We start from the raw sequence: 19,147 nt of genomic DNA on the forward strand, positions 1-19,147 counted from the left end.
CGGCATGGAGGCTGTGACGGGGCGCACGTGCGGCACCGGGGTTTCAGGCCAGGACCCGTACGCCCGCCAGATTGCCGATCATGCGCCGTGTGCTGGGCCCCACGACCGCGGCCCACTCGTCCGGGGTGTCGGCGAGCCAGCGGGCCATCAGCACGGCGAAGCCGGGGACGTGGCGGCCCAGGTCGACCAGGCCGCGGTCGAAGCGGGTCGCTCCGTCCGGGGTGCGGACCAGGAGAAGGCCGGTGCGGTGGACGAGGTCGCGGACGTCCTCGCCGCCGTACGCGACGGCGTGCAGCAGGGCGTCCAGGACGTCGGGCTCGCGCTCATGGGCCAGCAGGAACTCCAGGAGCTCGCGACGCAACGGGCGGGAGGCCGGAGTGCCCGGCGCGGCGAGTACGGCCGCGACGGCCGCCCGCACCCGCTCCGGCCCTGCGTCGAGGAGGCCGGTGACCAGGGGCAGGAGTACGGCGCGGGCGGCCGGGCCGTGGTCGAGGCTGCGGTCGACGTACGCCGCCACATGCCCCGCGATGTCCGGCCGCAGCACGACGGCCTCGCGGACGAGCGCGGCGACCCGGCGGGCCAGTGCGGGTGTGGTGACGTCGGCGAGGGTGCGCAGCGCCTCGCCCGCGTCCGGACCGACGCGCACCCGGTCGCGGAAGGCGTCGAGGACCGGGTCCGGATGAGTGGCCAGGGCGGGGATCAGGGCGCTCGGCGGGACCTGGGGGTCTCCGGACGCGAAGAGCCGCAGGGCCTGGGGCAGGTGGCGGGCCCGGGTGCGCGGGTCCCGTACGAGGAGGGCGAGCGCGCCGCCGTGCAGGCTGCGGTCCACGGGGCGGGCGAGCAGGGCTAGCGCGGCACGGCGCAGCAGCTCGCGTTCGGCCTCGGTACGGACATGGGGTGCGGCGCGCAGTCCGTACGTCACAGCCGCCACCCGCCGGGCCGCTCGCGCGTCGTGCGCCCACCGGTCGACCGCCCGGCACATGGCCGACGGCTCGTCCTCGGCCAGCACGAAGAGCAGCTCGTCGGACCGCCGGTGCGCACTGTTCACGAGCACCTCGGTGAGCTCGTCCAGGGCGCCGTGCCGGTGGGTGTGCAGCAGAGCCTGCGCGGCCGTGGCCACGGTGGCGTGCGGGGTCGCGGGCAGCGGGCGCTCGTCGTCGAACCAGCGGATCAGGTGGGGTTGTACGGCGGTGGGGTCGGCGGCGAGCAGCCGGGCCACGGCGTCGAGGTAACGGGGCCCGCCCGGCCGGGCCCCGAGGACGTCGAGGGCGCTTCCATCCGGGCCTTCGGACCTGCCCCCGTCCGCTCCCCCGGGCTCCGGCGGAGCCTCGTCCGCCAGGACCAGCCCGCGCAGCAGCTCGAAGCGGTCGGGGTCCGGGACGGGCAGGGCGGTCCAGAAGGAGGGGCCGAACTCGGCCGGTACCGGGCGCTGTCGGCGGCGCCAGGTGACGATCCGGTCGGCCAGCACGCGCAGCACGGCGGTGTACGGCGTCGCGTCGGGCACGCGCAACAGTGTCTGGGCGAGCAGTCGGGCGGCCCACCAGGAGGCGGGGCCGGCGTCCAGGGCGTGGATCAGCTCGTCCATGCGGCGGGCCAGTTGGCGGGCGCCGTGCTGCCGGGGGAGGAGGAGCAGGGCCTGGACTACGGGGCCGACGCGGTGGTGCGGGACGGGCAGGGGGTCGGCCTTCGGCGGGGTGCGGCGGTGGACCAGGGCCTGCAGGGCCTCGTCCAGGTCGAGGTGCATGCCCTGGATCCAGTCGGCGAACTCCTCGTGGGCGAAGCGGTAGCCTCCGCCGGCGGGGACCAGGAGGCCCTCGGCGAGCACCGCGTTCGCCCAGCCGGATCCGCCGCCGAGGCGGGCCGGGGCGGGTCCCCAGGGAAACACCGCCTCGAAGGACTTCCGGTCCAGTTCGCCGTGCCCGGGCCCCAGACTGCGCCGGGCGGCCTCGTGGATCTGTCCGGAGACCCGGGCCGCGAGACGGCGTACGGCCGTGCCCCGCAGACCGTTCTCGGCGGCGAGCCGGACCGCGATGCGCAGGCACATCAGGTCGAGGTGGGCGCAGAGGACGTCATGCCGGTCGAGGCCGGTAGTGGGCGGGGCGTCCGGGAGCGCGGCGCGGACCTCCGAGAGGAGCCGGAGGGTGAGGGGGTGGCGGGCGTCGCGGTCGACGAGGGCGCCGTCCGGGACGGCGTAGCGGGAGCGGGCCAGGTGGGCCTCGTCGGGGGTGAGGTCGGTCAGGCGCACACAGGGCGGCAGGGGGTGCGGGGCGTCGGCCGGGACGTACGGGTGCAGCAGCTCCCGCGGGAACCGCGCCCCGGCGCCCTCCCAGTGCTCCTCCCGGCACGCGACCACCAGCCGCGCCCCGGTCTCGCGCAGCCACGCCACCGTCCCCTCGGTCCAATCGCTCAGCCGGTGGGCGAGGACGGGCGGCATCTCCTCGGGGCCGTCGAGGAGGAGCAGAAGGGGGCGGCCGGCCCGCCCGGCGAGCCGGGCGAGGCGCTCCGGAGTGATGTCGCCCAGGTCGCCCGGGAGCAGGGACCGGGAGGCGGCCACGATACGGGCCGCCCGCTCCAGCGTCCGGCGCACCGCGTCGGCCACCGACTCGTCGCCGTCCTTGAGATCGGCGCCGCGCAGCCACAGCGTGGGGGCCGGTTCCGTGCCGCGGCCGCGGCGGGCGGCGAGGGCCGCGAACTCCGTCGTACGACCGCTGCCCGGGGCGCCCACGAGGCCGAGCACGGTGGCTCCGCCGGCCGCGAAGGCGGCCAACTCCCGTGCCGCGTCGACCCGTTCGACCAGTTCCACCGGGCCCGGTCCCCCGGCGCCGACCCGGCCGGCATGACCGTCGAGCGCTCCCGGCGGGCCGTCCTGCCCGATCGAGGTGGCCGTGAGTTCCAGTACTCCCGCCAGGTTGAGGTCGGCACCATAGGCGGGCACGGTCGCCGCGTTGCGGGCGAGCAGCTCGGCGAGCGGCCCCGGTGCGGGGCGCAGCTGCACCGCGAAGCCGACGTCACGCTGGTCCGACCGGAGCGCCGTACCGAGCACACCGAGCACGGCGCCGGTCTCGGCATCGAGCACGGGCCCGCCGGCCGCCCCTCCCCCCGGCCGCAGCGCGTCCCGCCCGGCCGTACCGATCGCCAACTCCATGGCGTCGCCGAGGAGATGGAAGCGGTCCGCGGCCGTGTACGTCACCCGGGTCGCGCCGAGCACCCGGGCCTCGCGCCAGCGGTCCGCGGCGATCCGTACATAAGTGCCGGTCCCGATCCGCTTCCGTACGGTGATCGGGAGGGGATCCACGCCCAGGCCCTCGGTGCGTACGAGGGCCAGGTCGAGGGCGGGCAGCGGGGTGACGGCGTCGGCGGTGACGACGCAGGTCCGCTCGCCGGCGGCGTGCAGCACGAGCCGGGGCAGGCCGTCGACGACCTCGTGACTGGTGACGACCGTGCCGTGGTGGTCGGCCAGGAATCCGGTGCCGCGCGGCCGGCCGGCCGGGTCGCTGATCCGTACCAGGGAGGCGTCGGAGCCGGAGCCGGAGTCGTCCAGGACGCGGTCGGGGCCGCGGCGCCTCCGATGCGCGAGCTGGGCGTGGGCCGGCGACGGATCCGAAGGGCTCAACTGACTGGAAGGACGCGGCTGATCCGGACGAGCCGACTGATCCTGACAACCCGGTTGAACCTGACGACCCGCTTGATCCGCACGGCTCGGGGGAGGTGCGCCGTCCGTCGCCTCCAGCGCACCGGCCGCCGATCGGCGGCCGCACCCGGTCCTGGGGCCCCGTACCGCCATGATCGAACCTCCCCGCCCGTATATCCGTGCCCTGACTTCGAAGGTAGGCGCGGAATGATCAGCGGGACAGATCGCGCGGGGAAAGCGCCCCCTTCCGCTCCCCCGGTTCACTCCGAGCGCCTGCTCGGTCGGGTGAATAGGCGGGGGCAGGTGGATACACCCTAGGGGTGGGGGAACCGAGGGGGGACCGTGGAGCGGCGGCAGTGGAGGTACCCCGTGGTCGCCGCTCCACGGGCAGAACCCACGGGTCCCCGGCCCGGCCGGACCGGGTCAGCCGAAGACGGCCAGGCTCTTGGCCTTGCCCTTCTGCTCCTCGACGAGCGCGAGGAAGCGGCCCTCGGGGTCGAAGACGGCCACGGGGCCGGTGCCCGCGTACTCGTCGGGCATCTCCAGCCGCACGCCGTTGGTGAGCAGCCGGGCCCGCTTGGCATCCACGTTCCAGCGCGGGAACGCGGCCGTGGCGGCCTCCGCGATCGGCATCACGGTCAGCTCCTGCTGGAGCTGGTCGAGGGTGCGTGCCGAGTCCAGCTTGTACGGCCCGACGCGGGTGCGGCGCAGGGCCGTGAGGTGTCCGCCGACGCCGAGGTCGGCGCCCAGGTCACGGGCGAGGGCCCGGATGTAGGTGCCGGAGGAGCACACCACCGAGACCACCAGGTCGAGCACCGGAGTGCCGTCCTCGGCGACGGCGTCCCGGACGTCGTACACGGTGAAGGACGAGACGGTCACGGGCCGCGCGGGGATGTCGAAGTCCTCGCCCTCCCGCGCCCGCTTGTACGACCGCACACCGTCGATCTTGATGGCGCTGACCTTGGACGGCACCTGCATGATGTCGCCGGTCAGCTTGGCGATTCCGGCGTCGACGGCCTCGCGGGTGACCTTGGAGGCGTCGGTGGACGAGGTGATGTCGCCCTCGGCGTCGTCGGTGACCGTGTTCTGGCCGAGACGGATGGTGCCGAGGTACTCCTTCTCGGTGAGGGCAAGATGCCCGAGGAGCTTCGTCGCCTTCTCGACACCGAGGACGAGGACGCCCGTCGCCATGGGGTCGAGCGTGCCGGCGTGGCCGACGCGGCGGGTCCTGGCGATGCCCCGCATCTTGGCGACGACGTCGTGCGAAGTGAAGCCCGACGGCTTGTCGACAATGACAAGGCCGTCGGGCGGGGTGGGCTTGCTGGTCATTCGGCGGCGTCGTCCGTCTCGTCGGCCTCGTCCTCGGCACCCGGCTTCTTGTACGGGTCCGCCTCACCGGCGTAGTCGGCGCCGGCCGAGGCCTCGCGCACCTTCGCGTCGGAGGCGCGCGCCTTGTCCAGGAGGTCCTCGATGTTCCGGGCGGTGTCCGGAAGGGCGTCCGCGACGAAGGCCAGCGTCGGCGTGAACTTCACGCCGGCCGCACGGCCGACCTCGGAGCGCAGGATGCCCTTGGCGCTCTCCAGGCCCGCGGCCGCGGCCTTCCGCTCCTCTTCGTCCCCGTAGACGGTGTAGAAGACGGTCGCCTCCCGCAGGTCCCCGGTGACCCGGGTGTCCGTGATGGTGACGTGCGAGCCGAGCCGCGGGTCCTTGATCCCGCGCTGCAGCTTCTGGGCCACCACCTCTCGGATGAGGTCCGCCAGCCTTTTCGCCCGCGCGTTGTCGGCCACTGGTCCGTCTCCCGTTCTTTCTTCTCTGCGTTCTGTGGAGTTCTGTGGTCTAGTCGTCGTCGCCATGGAAACGCCGTCGCACGGACAGCAGTTCCACCTCGGGGCGGCCGGCGACCAACCGCTCGCACCGGTCCAGCACATCGGTGAGGTGTGCTGCGTCTCCGGAGACCACGGCGAGGCCTATGACGGCTCGCCGGTGGAGGTCCATGTGGTCCACCTCGGCCGCGCTCACGGCGTACTTCCGCTGGAGTTCGGCGACGATCGGGCGGACGACGGAGCGCTTCTCCTTCAGCGACCGTACGTCGCCGAGGAGGAGGTCGAAGGACAGAGTCCCCACGTACATGTGTGTAGCCGGTTCACCCGCCGGTACGGGATCGATGGCCCTGCGTTGGTGTGGGCAGGGACATCAGAACCGTACAACGAACCAGCCGGTGGCTCGACGGGGTTTCTCGTTGCCCACCCACCCACCCGACTCGGCCGGAAGGCGGGCCTGACCCTGGGGCTCCGCCCCAGACCCCGGCCGATCGCCCACCCTGGGGCTCCGCCCCGGACCCTGCCCGGCGGGGGCTCCTCCCCCTGCACCCCCGACCTTGCGGCCGGGTGGGCTGGTGGGCAAACCCCCAGGGGTGCAGGGGGCGAAGTCCCCGCCAGGGGTCCGGGGCGGCGCCCCAGGATCGGGCGTCTCTCCGGCCAACCGAGACGGATGGGTGGGCAAACGGCTGGCCGACGGGGAGTGGTCCCCGTCGGCCAGCATCAACCGTCGGCCGCAATTACGCCCGCGGCTTCTCGCGCATCTCGTACGTCGCGATGACGTCGTCGACCTTGATGTCGTTGAAGTTTCCGAGGTTGATACCACCCTCGTAGCCTTCGCGGATCTCGGTGACGTCGTCCTTGAAGCGACGCAGACCCTCGATGTTGAGGTTCTCCGCGACCACCTTGCCGTCGCGGACGAGGCGGGCCTTGGTGTTGCGGCGCACCTCGCCGGAGCGGATGAGGACACCGGCGATGTTGCCCAGCTTGGACGACTTGAAGACCTCGCGGATCTCCGCCGTACCGAGCTCGACCTCCTCGAACTCCGGCTTCAGCATGCCCTTCAGGGCCGCCTCGATCTCCTCGATCGCCTGGTAGATGACCGAGTAGTACCGGACGTCCACACCCTCGCGCTCGGCCATCTGCGCCGCGCGGCCGGCCGCGCGGACGTTGAAGCCGATCACGATGGCGTCCGAGCCCATCGCCAGGTCGATGTCGGACTCCGTGACCGCACCGACACCGCGGTGCAGGACGCGGATGTCGACCTCTTCGCCGACGTCCAGCTGGAGCAGGGAGGACTCGAGGGCCTCGACGGATCCGGAAGCGTCACCCTTGATGATCAGGTTCAGCTGCTGGACCTCACCGGCCTTGAGCACCTTGTCCAGGTCCTCGAGGGACACGCGGCGCGTGCGCTTCGCGAAGGCCGCGTTGCGCTCACGGGCGGCACGCTTCTCCGCGATCTGGCGGGCCGTACGGTCCTCCTCGACCACGAGGAAGTTGTCGCCGGCACCCGGGACGTTGGTCAGACCCAGGACCTGGACCGGCGTCGACGGGCCCGCCTCGGCGACGTTGTTGCCGTTGTCGTCGAGCATGGCGCGGACTCGGCCGTAGGCGTCGCCCACGACCATCGTGTCGCCGACCCGCAGCGTTCCTCGCTGGACGAGGACCGTCGCCACGGCACCGCGGCCGCGGTCGAGACGGGACTCGATCGAGATGCCCTGCGCGTCCTGGTGCGGGTTGGCCCGCAGGTCGAGCGAGGCGTCCGCGGTGAGGATGACGGCCTCGAGGAGGCTGTCGATGTGCAGACCCTGCTTGGCGGAGATGTCGACGAACATCGTGTCGCCGCCGTACTCCTCGGCCACCAGGCCGTACTCGGTCAGCTGACCGCGCACCTTGGTCGGGTCGGCACCCTCGACGTCGATCTTGTTGACCGCGACGACGATCGGGACGTCGGCCGCCTTGGCGTGGTTGAGCGCCTCGACCGTCTGCGGCATGACGCCGTCGTTGGCCGCGACGACCAGGATCGCGATGTCGGTCGACTTCGCACCACGGGCACGCATGGCGGTGAACGCCTCGTGACCCGGGGTGTCGATGAAGGTGATCTTGCGCTCTTCGTCGTTGACCTCGGTCGCGACCTGGTAGGCACCGATGTGCTGGGTGATGCCGCCGGCCTCGCCCGCGATGACGTTCGTCTTGCGGATGGCGTCGAGCAGCCGGGTCTTACCGTGGTCGACGTGACCCATGACGGTGACGACCGGCGGGCGGACCACCAGGTCCTCCTCGTCGCCCTCGTCCTCGCCGAACTCGATGTCGAAGGACTCGAGCAGCTCGCGGTCCTCCTCCTCCGGGCTGACGATCTGAACCGCGTAGTTCATCTCGTCGGCGAGGAGCTGCAGGGTCTCGTCGGAGACGGACTGCGTGGCCGTGACCATCTCGCCGAGGTTCATCATGACCGCGACGAGCGATGCCGGGTTGGCGTTGATCTTCTCCGCGAAGTCGGTGAGGGAAGCACCGCGCGACAGGCGAATGGTCTCGCCGTTGCCGCGAGGCAGCATCACGCCGCCGACCGACGGGGCCTGCATGGCCTCGTACTCCTGGCGCCTCTGCCGCTTCGACTTGCGGCCACGACGCGCGGGACCGCCGGGACGGCCGAAGGCGCCCTGCGTGCCACCACGGCCACCGGGACCACCCGGACGACCGCCGAAGCCGGGACGGCCACCGCCGCCACCGCCGAAGCCGCCGCCACCACCGGCACCGGGGCCACCGCCACCGGGACGGCCGGCGAAGCCGCCGCCACCCGGACGGGCACCGCCGCCGCCACCGGGACGGCCGGCGAAGCCGCCGCCACCCGGACGGCCACCGCCGCCGCCACCGGGACGGCCGGCTCCGGCCGGGCCACGGCCGCCGCCACCGGGGCCACCGCCGGGACGGGGGCCGGCAGCGGGACGCTGCGGCATCATGCCGGGGTTCGGACGCGGACCACCGGGACCGCCGCCGGGACGCGGACCGCCCTGCGGACGGGGCATGCCGGACGGGCTCGGGCGCCCAGAAGGACCGGCGTGCCCGCCCGGAGCCTGCGGACGCGGACCGCCGCCCTGGCCGCCGGGCGCCTGCGGACGGGGACCTGCGCCGGGGGCACCGGGACCGCCATGGCCGCCGGGACGGGGTCCGCCCTGCGGACGGGGCGCCTGCGGGCGCGCCATGCCGGTGGAGCCACCGGACGTGAAGGGGTTGTTGCCCGGGCGCGGACCGGCCGGACGGGCACCCGGACGCGGGGCCTGGCCACCGGCACGCGGACCGCCCTGGCCCGGACGGGCCTGACCCTGGCCGGAACCGGCCGGACGGGCACCGGGCTTCGGACCGCCGGAACCGGGGCGGGCACCGGGGCGCGGCCCCTGCGCGGCGGCCGGGGACGGAGCCGGGGCCGACGGCGGGGCCGTGAACTCGGGCGCGGCCGGAGCCGGACGCGGCGCGGGCTTGGGACCCGGGACCGGACGCGGACCGGGAGCGGCCGGCGCGGGGGTCACCGGGGCCGGAGCCGCGGGGGCCGCGGGCTGCTGGGCCACGGCAGGCTTGGGGGCGGCCGGCTTCGGTGCAGTCGGACGCGCCGCCTGCACCGGAGAGGGCGCGGCGGGCTTGGGGGCAGCCTTGCGCGGGGCGGGCTTGCCGGCGGACTTGCCGTTGCCACCCTGGAAGGCGTCAGTCAGTTTGCGTACTACAGGCGCCTCGATCGTCGAGGACGCCGAACGGACGAATTCACCGAGTTCCTGGAGCTTGGCCATGACGACCTTGCTCTCAACCCCGAACTCCTTGGCGAGTTCGTATACCCGGACCTTAGCCACTTCGCTCCTTTTAGGTCCGGGTGTGTCCGGACCGTCGCTACTTCATGGGCGTACTCATCGCGTGCTCATCGAGTGCTCATCGCAATCTCGACCTACTTCCAACTCGCGGGGTACCAGAGCCGCGCGGACGTTCCGTGCGACGCTTCCTTACGGCGTTGCCTGCTCGGCAACTGTCGTCTGCTCGACGTACTGGCGCAACGCCTTTGTGTCGAGCGTTCCCGGGGCGCGAAGCGCCCTCGTGAACGCCCGGCGGCGTACCGCCTGGTCGAGACAGACCAGGGCAGGGTGCACATAGGCACCCCGGCCGGGCAGCGTACCGCGAGGATCGGGGACACAGGTGTCCTTGATCGCCACGATGCGCAGCAGTTCCGTCTTGGCCGATCGCTCCCGACACCCCACACAGGTGCGTTCAGGGCATACTCGGGCGTGCATCCGGCCAGACACAGCTAAGTCTACCTCCCCGCGGCGACCTCACCCTTTTGGGTAAGGTCTCGAACAGTTGCCGCGTTGTAACCTGACGTGATCTGAGCCACCGCAGGCCGAGATCTATTCCCCGGACTGCTCCGTGTCCGGTCGGATGTCGATCCGCCAGCCGGTGAGCCGGGCCGCGAGGCGGGCGTTCTGGCCCTCCTTGCCGATCGCCAGCGACAGCTGGTAGTCCGGAACGGTGACCCGGGCCGACCGCGACGCCAGGTCAACGACCTCCACCTTGGACACCCGCGCGGGTGACAGTGCGTTCGCCACCATCTCGGCCGGGTCGTCCGACCAGTCGACGATGTCGATCTTCTCGCCGTTCAGCTCGCCCATCACGTTGCGCACCCGGCCGCCCATGGGACCGATGCAGGCACCCTTGGCGTTCAGGCCCGAACGGGTGGACCGGACGGCGATCTTCGTTCGATGACCGGCCTCACGGGCGATCGCGGCGATCTCGACGGACCCGTCGGCGATCTCCGGCACCTCCAGGGCGAAGAGCTTCTTCACCAGATTGGGATGTGTGCGCGAAAGAGTGACGGACGGACCGCGCACACCCTTCGCCACCCGGACGACGTACGAGCGCAGACGCAGACCGTGCGGGTACGTCTCCCCCGGCACCTGCTCCTGCACCGGCAGGATGGCCTCGAGTTTGCCGATGTCGACGAGCACGTTCTTGGGGTCGCGCCCCTGCTGGACCACACCGGTGACGATGTCGCCCTCGCGGCCGGCGTACTCGCCGAGCGTCGCGTCGTCCTCGGCGTCGCGCAGCCGCTGCAGGATCACCTGCTTGGCGGTGGTGGCGGCGATACGGCCGAAGCCGGACGGGGTGTCGTCGAACTCGCGGGGCTCCTGGCCCTCTTCGAGGTCCTCGGGGTCCTCCTTCGCCCACACGGTCACATGCCCGGTCTCCCGGTTGAGCTCCACGCGCGCGTGTCGGCGGCTTCCCTCGGTGCGGTGATAGGCGATGAGGAGGGCCGACTCGATCGCCTCGACCAGCAGGTCGAAGGAGATCTCCTTCTCCCGTACCAAGCCCCGCAGGGCACTCATGTCGATGTCCACGGCTACGCCTCCTCTTCCTTCTCGTTCTTGTCCTTGCGGCTGAACTCGACCTGCACACGCGCCCGGTCGATGTCGGGGAAGTCGAGTCTGCGGGCGGTGGCCTTGCGGCCCTTCACACCGGGGACTTCCAGGTCGAGGCCTTCGTCGTCGACCTTCAGGATCCTGGCGACCAGTTCCCCGCCCTCGGCCAGCTGGAACTTGACCAGCCGGTCCACGGCGCGCACATAGTGCCGGTGCTCCGTGAGGAGGCGCTCCGCGCCCGGGGTTCCGACCTCCAGGTCGTAGGCGCCCTGACCCATCGCTTCCGTCTCGTCGAGTCTCGCCGAGAGCGCGCGGCTCACATCGGCGATCTGGTCCAGGTCCGCACCGGTGTCGGAGTCGACGACGACGCGCAGCACCCGCTTGCGTCCAACGGAGTCCACGGCGATCTCTTCGAGATCCAGGCCCTGTGAGCTGACGAGCGGTTCCAGCAGTTCTCGCAGCCTCTCGCTCTGGGTGGTGCTCATCCGGGTGACTCCTCGGCCGCGTGTGCTGTTGTGGGATGGGTCGCGTGTCTGGTCAAAGGGTATCCGGTCGCGGGCGGTGTTGCCGTCCACCTGCGGCCGGGCGGTGCCGATGACTGGTGCCGGACGGGTACGCGGGTACCGTGATCACTGGCGTGCCCGCCCCCTTCTTCGTACGAGTTCCCCGAGGACGTCTGCCGTGCCGTTCCCCCCGCCGTCGCGCACCCCCTCGGGGCCGCGCAGAAGATCCCTGCTCGCCTCGGCCGCGGGGGCGGCCCTGCTCGTGGGCTGTTCCTCGAACGCCGATCCGGACGGCGGCACGGGCGGCAGTCCGTCGGCCACCGAGCGGGCACGCGCGCGTGCGGCCGGGGACAGCCTGGGGCTGGTGGCGCGCTACGACGCGGTGATCGCCGTACATCCGGCGCTCGCGGAGCGGCTGCGGCCGCTGCGGGCCGAGGTCGCGGCGCACGCGGAGGCGTTCACGGACGGCACGCCCACGCCGTCGCGCTCGCCGAAGGGGTCCGGCTCGGCCTCCCCGTCCGCCTCGCCGACCGTCCCGGCCGGTGAGAAGGACGCCCTCGCCGGTCTCGCCGCCGCTGAGCGGTCGCTCGCCGACCGGCGGGCCAAGGCCCTGCTGGACGTCCCGGGCGAACTGGCCCGGCTGCTGGCCTCGGTGGCGGCGGCCGGGTCGGCGCACGCTTATCTGCTGACGGAGGGTGGCAAGTGAGCGACGAGGCCAGGAACAGCGCGCTGAAGGCCCTCCAGGCGGCGCTGGCCGCCGAGCACGCGGCGGTGTACGGCTACGGGGTCGTCGGCGGGCGGATCGGCAAGGAGCGGCGGACCGAGGCGCAGGCGGCGTACGACGGCCACCGGGCCCGGCGGGACGCGCTGGTGCGCGAGGTGCGCGACCTGGGCGGCGAGCCCATCGCCGCGAGCGCCGGGTACGCACTGCCCTTCGCGGTGCCGGACTCGGCCGCCGCGGTCCGGCTCGCCGCCGAACTGGAGGACCGGGTGGCCGGGGTGTACTCCGACCTGGTGCGGGCGACCGTGGGCGAACGACGCGGCGCGGCCGCCGCGGCACTGCGGGAAGCAGCGGTGCGGGCGGTGCGCTGGCGCGGGGAGAGCGTAGCCTTCCCTGGTCTCGCCGAGCGGGCAGGCCGGGCGGCCGGTACGGCATCGCCCTCGGTCTCGGCCTCGGCGACCGCGTCGGCGTGACGGAACACGCCGCCCCGTACAGCAGGAAGGGAACGACTCGCGCATGGCTTTCGAACCGCCGCAGCGCCTGGCAAGGGCGCTCGGTGAGACGGCGCCCGAGGGCGACGACTGGTTGGACAAGCTGCCGGAGGCGGCACAACAGGCCGTCGCGCTACGCGAGTTGACCGTCGAGCGGGTCCAGGTGCCGGGCGGCCGCAGCAGCCTCGTCATGCTGGTGCGGCGGCCGGACGGCACCCCGGCCGTGCTGAAGCTGGCCCCTGCCCGGGCCCGGCCGGAGAGCGAGCGGGCGGCGCTGCGCCACTGGGACGGCCTGGGGGCCGTACAACTGCTGGAACCCGTGGCGACCGAGGGCGTGCTGCTGCTCGAACGACTGCATCCGGACGTGTCGCTGCGGTCGCTGCCGGAGGCGAAGGCGCTGCTGGAGGCGGCGGGGACGCTGCGGCGGCTGTGGGTGGAGCCACCCGGTGACGACGCCGCGCATCGCTTCGAGACCGTGGCCGAACGGACCGGCCGGCAGGCGGAGGCGATGCGGGCGAGCGCCGGGACGGCCCCGGAGGCGGCACCACTGGTCGAAGCGGCCCTCGCGGTCCGTGAGGAACTGCTGGCCGCACCGCCCGAGCACCGGTTGCTGCACGGCACCTTCCGGCAGAGCAAGGTCCTCGCCGGCGAACGCTCGCCGTGGCTGGCCGTGGGCCCGGACCCGGTGGTCGGCGAGTGCGCCTTCGACCTGGCACGGCTGGTGCGCGACCGGGTGGAGGACCTGATCGCCTCACCGTCGGGAGCGGCGACCACCCGCCGACGGGTGAAACGCCTCGCCGAGTCGCTGGACGTGGACCAGGAGAGGCTGCGCGGCTGGACCCTGTTCCGGGCCGTGGAGTCCGGGGTGCGGGCCCTGCGGGTGGGGCGGCCGAAGGACGCGGAGCTGTTGCTGGAGTTTGCCGGGTGGCTTTAGGGCGGTTCGGGGAGGCACGGTTCCGCTGAGCCCATGCGGCGGCATCCGGGCCGGCCGAGGCGCCTGGCCGACCGGCGTGGTGATGACGTGCCGCTGTGCGCCACGGGGAGCGGACGGGGCAGGCCGATTGCGTGGGGCGACGATGTGGTGCCCTGCGGGGGCGCCTCGTCCACCATGGCGCCCAGCTTGAGACGAACGCCCTCCGGGACGGTGATCGTTCCCGCGGCGCGACGGGCGGTCGTCCTCCCGGACGAGGGTGAAGTCGCGGTCGTAGCCGATCGCGTCCATCGCCGAGCCGACGGTGGGGCCCACGGCGCCGTCGGTCGCCTCGGCCGAGCGCAGGGCCATCGTGAGGGCCTCCGCGAGCAGCGGGCTGACCCGGACCGGGCGGCGTTCGTACCGTCGAGGGCGGTCGGCTCCGAGTCGGCACGACGCCCCGGAGACGGCCTCGGCAGACCCGCTGCCGGAGGTGAGACCGCCGGAGGACGACGAGGTGTCGGTGTCCGTGCTGCCGCCGGACGAGCCGGAGTTGCCGCCGGCCCCGGCGCCGCCGGCCGTCGAGGCGGAGGTGCCGGTGTCCGTCTGCATCGTGCCGCTGAACGCGAGCATCCCGGCCGCGGCGGCGGCACCTCGTTCCCTGCCTGTCACGGCCGTTCCCCTCCCTGGTGACGCTGTGTCACGTCATACGGTCGGGGAGCGGCCTGAGAGAAAGCTGTGGCCCTCTTACCGGGCCGTGAGGCGGGCGATCGCCTCGTCCACCGTGAGTTCCTCGCGCTCACCGGTCTTGCGGTCCTTGAGCTCCAGGACGCCCTCGGCGGACCGGCGGCCCGCCACCAGGATCCGCGGTACGCCGATGAGCTCGGCGTCCGTGAACTTCACGCCCGGGGAGACGCCGGCCCGGTCGTCGACCAGGACGCGCAGCCCGGCCGCCCGCAGCTTCTCGGAGACGTCCAGGGCGAGCTCGGTCTGGAGGGCCTTGCCGGCGGCGACGACGTGGACGTCGGCCGGGGCGATCTCCTTGGGCCACACCAGGCCGTGCTCGTCGGCGCTCTGCTCGGCGATGGCGGCAACCGCACGGGAGACACCGATGCCATAGGAGCCCATGGTCACGCGGACCGGCTTGCCGTTCTGGCCGAGCACATCGAGCTTGAGGGCGTCGGTGTACTTGCGGCCCAGCTGGAAGATGTGGCCGATCTCGATGGCGCGGTCGAGCTTCAGGCCGGTGCCGCACTTCGGGCACGGGTCGCCCTCCTGCACCACCACGACGTCGACGTACTGGTCGACCTCGAAGTCACGCCCCGCGACCACGTTCTTCGCGTGCATGCCCTCCTTGTTGGCACCGGTGATCCAGGCGGTGCCGGGGGCGACGCGCGGGTCGGCGACGTACTTGACCTTCTCCAGACCCTGCGGGCCGACATAACCGCGGACCAGGTCCGGACGGCCCGCGAAGTCGGCCTCGGTGACCATCTCGACGACCGCCGGCGCGAAGTGCGCCTCGACCTTGCCCATGTCGACCTCGCGGTCGCCGGGCACGCCTACGGCGACGATCTCGCCGTCGACCTTCACGAGGAGGTTCTTGAGAGTGGCGGAGGCCGGGACGCCGAGGTGGGCGGCGAGGGTCTCGATGGTCGGGGTGTCCGGGGTCGGGATCTCCTCGGCGGCGGGCACGTCGGTGGCGTCCACCGACTTCAGCTCGTAGGTGATCGCCTCGGTGTTGGCCGCGAAGTCGCAGTTCGGGCAGTCGGCGAAGGTGTCCTCACCGGCCTCGGCCGGGGCGAGGAACTCCTCGGACTTGGAGCCGCCCATGGCGCCGGCGGTGGCGGCGCAGATGCGGTAGTCGAGGCCGAGCCGCTCGAAGACCCGCTGGTAGGCCTGGCGGTGCAGGGCGTAGGACTGGGCGAGGCCCTCGTCCTCGGTGTCGAAGGAGTACGAGTCCTTCATCAGGAACTCGCGGCCGCGCAGGATGCCGGCGCGGGGGCGGGCCTCGTCCCGGAACTTGGTCTGGATCTGGTAGAGGATGACCGGCAGGTCCTTGTAGGAGGACGCCTGGTCCTTCACCAGCAGGGTGAAGATCTCCTCGTGGGTCGGGCCGAGGAGGTAGTCGCCGCCCTTGCGGTCCTGCAGACGGAACAGCTCGGCGCCGTACTCGTCCCAGCGGCCCGTCGCCTCGTAAGGTTCCCGCGGCAGCAGGGCGGGGAGCGACACCTCCTGGGCGCCGATCGCGTCCATCTCCTCGCGGACGATCCGCTCCACGTTGGCGAGGACCTTCTTGCCGAGCGGCAGCCAGCTCCAGATGCCGGCCGCGGTGCGGCGGACATAGCCGGCTCGGACGAGGAGCTTGTGGCTGAGGACCTCGGCGTCCGCCGGGTCGTCGCGCAGCGTCTTCGCCATCAACTGGGACATGCGCTGGACCGGTGCGTTCGCCATGGTTCTCGTACTCCTGCCGGGAAAGGGTGATGGCTAGGAGGTTAGCCGGGCTCGCTGTGCCGGTGGAAATCGGTTAGGGCCTGCCCGGCGGATCAGACCGAAGGAAAGCAACGGCAACTGATCAGCATCGTGAGCGGGGGCATCGGGGCGCCCCCTGTTCGAGCGAAGCCGAGAGCTTGGGGGAGCGTGCAGCCGCAAGGCGAAGGAGGGAGTCGACGCGGAGCAGATCCGCCGGGCAGGCCCTAACGGCGGCGCAGCGGGAGGGGGGCGCCCATGACGGCATAGGGCTTGGGGGCGCTGGGGAAGAGGACCTGGCGGGCCAGGTCCTGGTAGCCCAGGGAGTGGTACAGGCCGCGGGCGGGGCTGTCGGTGTCGATCGCCGAGAGGATCGAGCGGGGTTCGGCGGCGCCGTCGGTGATCGTGGTGATCAGGGCGCGGCCGATGCCGCGGTTCTGGTAGCGCGGGTGAACGTGCAGCTCGGTGATCACGAAGGAGTCGTCGAGCCATTCGTCGTGGCCCTGGGCGCGCAGATAGGGCTCCACGACGGTGGACCACCAGTGGGTGCGGTCGTTGGGCATGCCGTACACGAATCCGGCCAGGCGGCCGTCGGGGGTGGTGGCCCCGAGGGCGCGGGCTCCCGGGTAGGTCATGTGGCGCAGGACGATCTGACGGCGTACGGCGACCTCGTCCGCGCCCAGCCCGAAGGCGACGGCTTGCACGGCGAGGGCCTCGTCGACGCGGGCCGGCAGGTCGAGCGGGCCGATCACGATGTCCTCGGGATGGCGGTGACCGTGACCGGGAAAGCGCAGCATGCGGGGAGACTACAGGTCTCGCACCAGCCTCAGAACAGCACTGCGGAGCGCGGCCGGATCACGCTGTCCATGAGCTAGAACAGGATGCTCATGAACGCGCCGACCTCCTGGAACCCCACTCTTCGGTAGGTCCGCCTGGCCGCCGTGTTGAAGTCGTTGACGTACAGGCTCACCACCGGCGCCACGTCCGCCAGCGCATAGCGCAGCACCGCCGCCATGCCCGGCGCCGCCAGCCCCTTGCCCCGGTACTCGGGGGCCACCCACACGCCTTGGATCTGACAGGCCTGGGCGGTCGCCGCGCCGATCTCCGCCTTGAAGACGACCTTGCCGTTCTCGTCGAGGCGGGCGAAGGAGCGCCCGGAGCCGACCAGTTCGGCGACCCGGGCCTGGTAGAGCAGCCCGCCGTCACCGGCCAGCGGGGAGACGCCGACCTCCTCGGTGAACATCGCGACGCAGGCCGGCATGATCGTCTCCATCTCGTCCTTGCGGATGCGTCGGACGTAGAGATCCGGGGCGATGTCGGCGGGCATACGGTCGGTGACCATGAGCGGCTGGCGGCCGCGGACCTCGCGGGCCGGGCCCCAGTGCGGCTCCAGGAGGCGCCACAGCTCGGAGGTGGGCTCGGCGGGGCCGACGATGGAGGAGCAGCGGCGGCCGGCCCTGCGCGCGCGGTCCGCGAAGGCGCGTACGGCCCTCGGGGTGGCGCAGATGGGGACGAGGTTGGCGCCCGCGTAGCACAGGGACGTCAGCATGCCGTCCTCGTACCAGCCCCACATCTCACCGCCGAGCCGCCACGGGTCGAGGCCTGCGATCTGGACCCGGGATGTCACGAAGGCATTCGCGACGGGCTCGCGGTCGAGGACCGCGAGCGCCGCGTCCAGGTCGCTCGGTTCGAGCACCCGAGAGGTGGTCTGGGTCAACACGTGCGGGGCCTCACCCTGAGGTTCTGCTGATCTCCGCACTATAGCTGCGCTGCTTCGGCGGTGCGCCTTCGCGCTCGGGGGCTGGGGTTCACCGGCGAGTGCGGGTCCGCTGTGCTGGTCGCGCCCACGCGGCGGAGCCGCATATGCGACACAGCCCCGCGCCCCTTCACGGAGCGGGCTCAGCCCGCCACCGCGACCGACGGCTCGCCCGAGGTGATGCCCTCCGCCTCCATCTTCTCGGCCAGCTTCATGGCCTCCTCGATGAGGGTCTCCACGATCTTGGACTCGGGCACGGTCTTGATGACCTCGCCCTTGACGAAGATCTGGCCCTTGCCGTTGCCGGAGGCGACACCGAGGTCGGCCTCGCGGGCCTCGCCGGGGCCGTTGACGACGCAGCCCATGACGGCGACGCGCAGCGGGACCTCCATGCCGGTCAGGCCCGCAGTGACCTCCTCGGCCAGCTTGTAGACGTCGACCTGGGCGCGGCCGCAGGACGGGCAGGAGACGATCTCCAGGCCGCGCTGCCGGAGGTTGAGGGACTCCAGGATCTGGTTGCCGACCTTGACCTCCTCCACCGGAGGCGCCGACAGGGAGACGCGGATGGTGTCGCCGATGCCCTGGCTGAGCAGCGCGCCGAAGGCGACCGCCGACTTGATGGTGCCCTGGAAGGCCGGGCCCGCCTCGGTCACGCCGAGGTGGAGCGGGTAGTCGCACTGGGCGGCGAGCTGCCGGTACGCCTCGATCATCACGACCGGGTCGTTGTGCTTGACGGAGATCTTGATGTCCCGGAAGTCGTGCTCCTCGAAGAGGGACGCCTCCCACAGGGCCGACTCGACGAGCGCCTCGGGGGTGGCCTTGCCGTACTTCTGCAGCAGTCGGCGGTCGAGGGAGCCCGCGTTCACGCCGATGCGGATCGGGGTGCCGTGGTCGTTGGCCGCCTTGGAGATCTCCTTGACCTTGTCGTCGAACTGCTTGATGTTGCCGGGGTTGACCCGGACGGCCGCGCAGCCCGCCTCGATGGCGGCGAAGACGTACTTCGGCTGGAAGTGGATGTCCGCGATCACCGGGATCTGCGACTTGCGCGCGATGACGGAGAGGGCGTCGGCGTCGTCCTGCGTGGGGCAGGCGACACGGACGATCTGGCAGCCGGACGCGGTCAGCTCGGCGATCTGCTGGAGGGTGGCGCCGACGTCGGACGTACGGGTCGTGGTCATGGACTGCACCGACACCGGCGCGTCTCCGCCGACCGCCACGGAGCCGACCATGATCTGCCGACTCTTGCGCCGCTCGGCGAGCTTGGTCGGAACGGACGGCATGCCGAGAGAAATCGCAGTCATCTGCTGTGCAACCCCAAGTCGTGGATCAAGGTCCGGTCCCGTAACCGGCGGGCTCCAGGCTTCGAGATTACGGCACTGGCCAAGGCCCGGGCACATCCCACCCGGTTAAACCCACTCAATGGAGGGCGGCCCGGAGCACAGGGTTCCGGGCCGCC

The 19,147-nt window shown here is 72.4% G+C and carries 15 protein-coding genes; 3 read left to right on the plus strand and 12 right to left on the minus strand.

What is annotated here, in order from left to right:
* Positions 1 to 43: 43 nt before the first annotated feature.
* The 8 genes from Q8A52_RS31795 to rimP all read right to left on the minus strand — a co-directional run bounded on the left by Q8A52_RS31795 (position 44) and on the right by rimP (position 11,329).
* On the minus strand, positions 44 to 3,784 hold the full coding sequence (locus tag Q8A52_RS31795; RefSeq protein WP_316757729.1) for a trypsin-like peptidase domain-containing protein: 3,741 nt from the start codon (positions 3,782 to 3,784) through the stop codon (positions 44 to 46).
* Positions 3,785 to 4,054: 270 nt separating this feature from the next.
* The gene (gene truB, locus Q8A52_RS31800) at positions 4,055 to 4,960 is read right to left on the minus strand and encodes a tRNA pseudouridine(55) synthase TruB (RefSeq protein WP_316757730.1); all 906 of its coding nucleotides are present in this window, start codon (positions 4,958 to 4,960) and stop codon (positions 4,055 to 4,057) included.
* Positions 4,957 to 5,418, minus strand: coding sequence for a 30S ribosome-binding factor RbfA (rbfA, locus tag Q8A52_RS31805; RefSeq protein WP_316757731.1), 462 nt, complete (start codon positions 5,416 to 5,418; stop codon positions 4,957 to 4,959). The genes truB and rbfA overlap by 4 nt, the downstream gene beginning before the upstream one ends.
* Before the next feature lie 49 nt (positions 5,419 to 5,467).
* Positions 5,468 to 5,761, minus strand: a complete 294-nt coding sequence (locus Q8A52_RS31810) for a DUF503 domain-containing protein (protein ID WP_316757732.1) — start codon at positions 5,759 to 5,761, stop codon at positions 5,468 to 5,470.
* Between the two features lie 427 nt (positions 5,762 to 6,188).
* Positions 6,189 to 9,290 (minus strand): translation initiation factor IF-2, encoded by a 3,102-nt coding sequence (infB, locus tag Q8A52_RS31815; protein ID WP_316757733.1) that lies wholly within the window; start codon positions 9,288 to 9,290, stop codon positions 6,189 to 6,191.
* 147 nt (positions 9,291 to 9,437) lie between these two features.
* The gene (locus Q8A52_RS31820) at positions 9,438 to 9,734 is read right to left on the minus strand and encodes a YlxR family protein (protein ID WP_316757734.1); all 297 of its coding nucleotides are present in this window, start codon (positions 9,732 to 9,734) and stop codon (positions 9,438 to 9,440) included.
* A gap of 102 nt (positions 9,735 to 9,836) precedes the next feature.
* Positions 9,837 to 10,823 (minus strand): transcription termination factor NusA, encoded by a 987-nt coding sequence (gene nusA / locus Q8A52_RS31825; protein ID WP_316757735.1) that lies wholly within the window; start codon positions 10,821 to 10,823, stop codon positions 9,837 to 9,839.
* Between the two features lie 2 nt (positions 10,824 to 10,825).
* Positions 10,826 to 11,329, minus strand: coding sequence for a ribosome maturation factor RimP (gene rimP, locus Q8A52_RS31830; RefSeq protein WP_316757736.1), 504 nt, complete (start codon positions 11,327 to 11,329; stop codon positions 10,826 to 10,828).
* A gap of 196 nt (positions 11,330 to 11,525) precedes the next feature.
* Here rimP and Q8A52_RS31835 point away from each other — a divergent pair, with 196 nt between their 5' ends.
* From Q8A52_RS31835 to Q8A52_RS31845, 3 genes are read left to right on the plus strand one after another with little or no spacing between them, the layout of a single operon-like run.
* On the plus strand, positions 11,526 to 12,053 hold the full coding sequence (locus Q8A52_RS31835; protein WP_316757738.1) for a hypothetical protein: 528 nt from the start codon (positions 11,526 to 11,528) through the stop codon (positions 12,051 to 12,053).
* Positions 12,050 to 12,541: a ferritin-like domain-containing protein gene (locus Q8A52_RS31840; protein ID WP_316757739.1), complete on the plus strand. Its 492-nt coding sequence runs from the start codon at positions 12,050 to 12,052 to the stop codon at positions 12,539 to 12,541. The genes Q8A52_RS31835 and Q8A52_RS31840 overlap by 4 nt, the downstream gene beginning before the upstream one ends.
* A 43-nt stretch (positions 12,542 to 12,584) precedes the next feature.
* The gene (locus Q8A52_RS31845; RefSeq protein ID WP_316757741.1) at positions 12,585 to 13,493 is read left to right on the plus strand and encodes an aminoglycoside phosphotransferase family protein; all 909 of its coding nucleotides are present in this window, start codon (positions 12,585 to 12,587) and stop codon (positions 13,491 to 13,493) included.
* A 723-nt stretch (positions 13,494 to 14,216) separates the two neighbouring features.
* Here Q8A52_RS31845 and Q8A52_RS31850 read toward each other — a convergent pair.
* The 4 genes from Q8A52_RS31850 to ispG all read right to left on the minus strand — a co-directional run bounded on the left by Q8A52_RS31850 (position 14,217) and on the right by ispG (position 18,992).
* A complete protein-coding gene (locus tag Q8A52_RS31850; RefSeq protein ID WP_316757743.1) occupies positions 14,217 to 15,920 on the minus strand; it encodes a proline--tRNA ligase in 1,704 nt (567 codons plus the stop codon).
* 242 nt (positions 15,921 to 16,162) lie between these two features.
* Positions 16,163 to 16,732: a GNAT family N-acetyltransferase gene (locus tag Q8A52_RS31855; protein ID WP_316757744.1), complete on the minus strand. Its 570-nt coding sequence runs from the start codon at positions 16,730 to 16,732 to the stop codon at positions 16,163 to 16,165.
* 74 nt (positions 16,733 to 16,806) lie between these two features.
* On the minus strand, positions 16,807 to 17,655 hold the full coding sequence (locus tag Q8A52_RS31860) for a GNAT family N-acetyltransferase (protein ID WP_316757745.1): 849 nt from the start codon (positions 17,653 to 17,655) through the stop codon (positions 16,807 to 16,809).
* Between the two features lie 179 nt (positions 17,656 to 17,834).
* Positions 17,835 to 18,992 carry a flavodoxin-dependent (E)-4-hydroxy-3-methylbut-2-enyl-diphosphate synthase gene (gene ispG / locus Q8A52_RS31865; protein WP_316757746.1) on the minus strand — a complete coding sequence of 386 codons (1,158 nt, stop codon included), beginning with the start codon at positions 18,990 to 18,992 and terminating at the stop codon, positions 17,835 to 17,837.
* Between the last annotated feature and the right edge of the window lie 155 nt (positions 18,993 to 19,147).

Source organism: Streptomyces herbicida, from assembly GCF_032656585.1.
Classification (GTDB): Bacteria; Actinomycetota; Actinomycetes; order Streptomycetales; family Streptomycetaceae; genus Streptomyces; species Streptomyces herbicida.

Coding starts and splice junctions, on each gene's coding strand:
- Q8A52_RS31845 (WP_316757741.1), top strand. CDS start 12,585: ATGGCTTTCGAACCGCCGCAGCGCCTGGCAAGGGCGCTCGGTGAGACG.
- Q8A52_RS31850 (WP_316757743.1), bottom strand. CDS start 15,920: ATGGCGAACGCACCGGTCCAGCGCATGTCCCAGTTGATGGCGAAGACG.
- ispG (WP_316757746.1), bottom strand. CDS start 18,992: ATGACTGCGATTTCTCTCGGCATGCCGTCCGTTCCGACCAAGCTCGCC.
- Q8A52_RS31795 (WP_316757729.1), bottom strand. CDS start 3,784: ATGGCGGTACGGGGCCCCAGGACCGGGTGCGGCCGCCGATCGGCGGCC.
- Q8A52_RS31810 (WP_316757732.1), bottom strand. CDS start 5,761: ATGTACGTGGGGACTCTGTCCTTCGACCTCCTCCTCGGCGACGTACGG.
- Q8A52_RS31855 (WP_316757744.1), bottom strand. CDS start 16,732: ATGCTGCGCTTTCCCGGTCACGGTCACCGCCATCCCGAGGACATCGTG.
- rimP (WP_316757736.1), bottom strand. CDS start 11,329: ATGAGCACCACCCAGAGCGAGAGGCTGCGAGAACTGCTGGAACCGCTC.
- truB (WP_316757730.1), bottom strand. CDS start 4,960: ATGACCAGCAAGCCCACCCCGCCCGACGGCCTTGTCATTGTCGACAAG.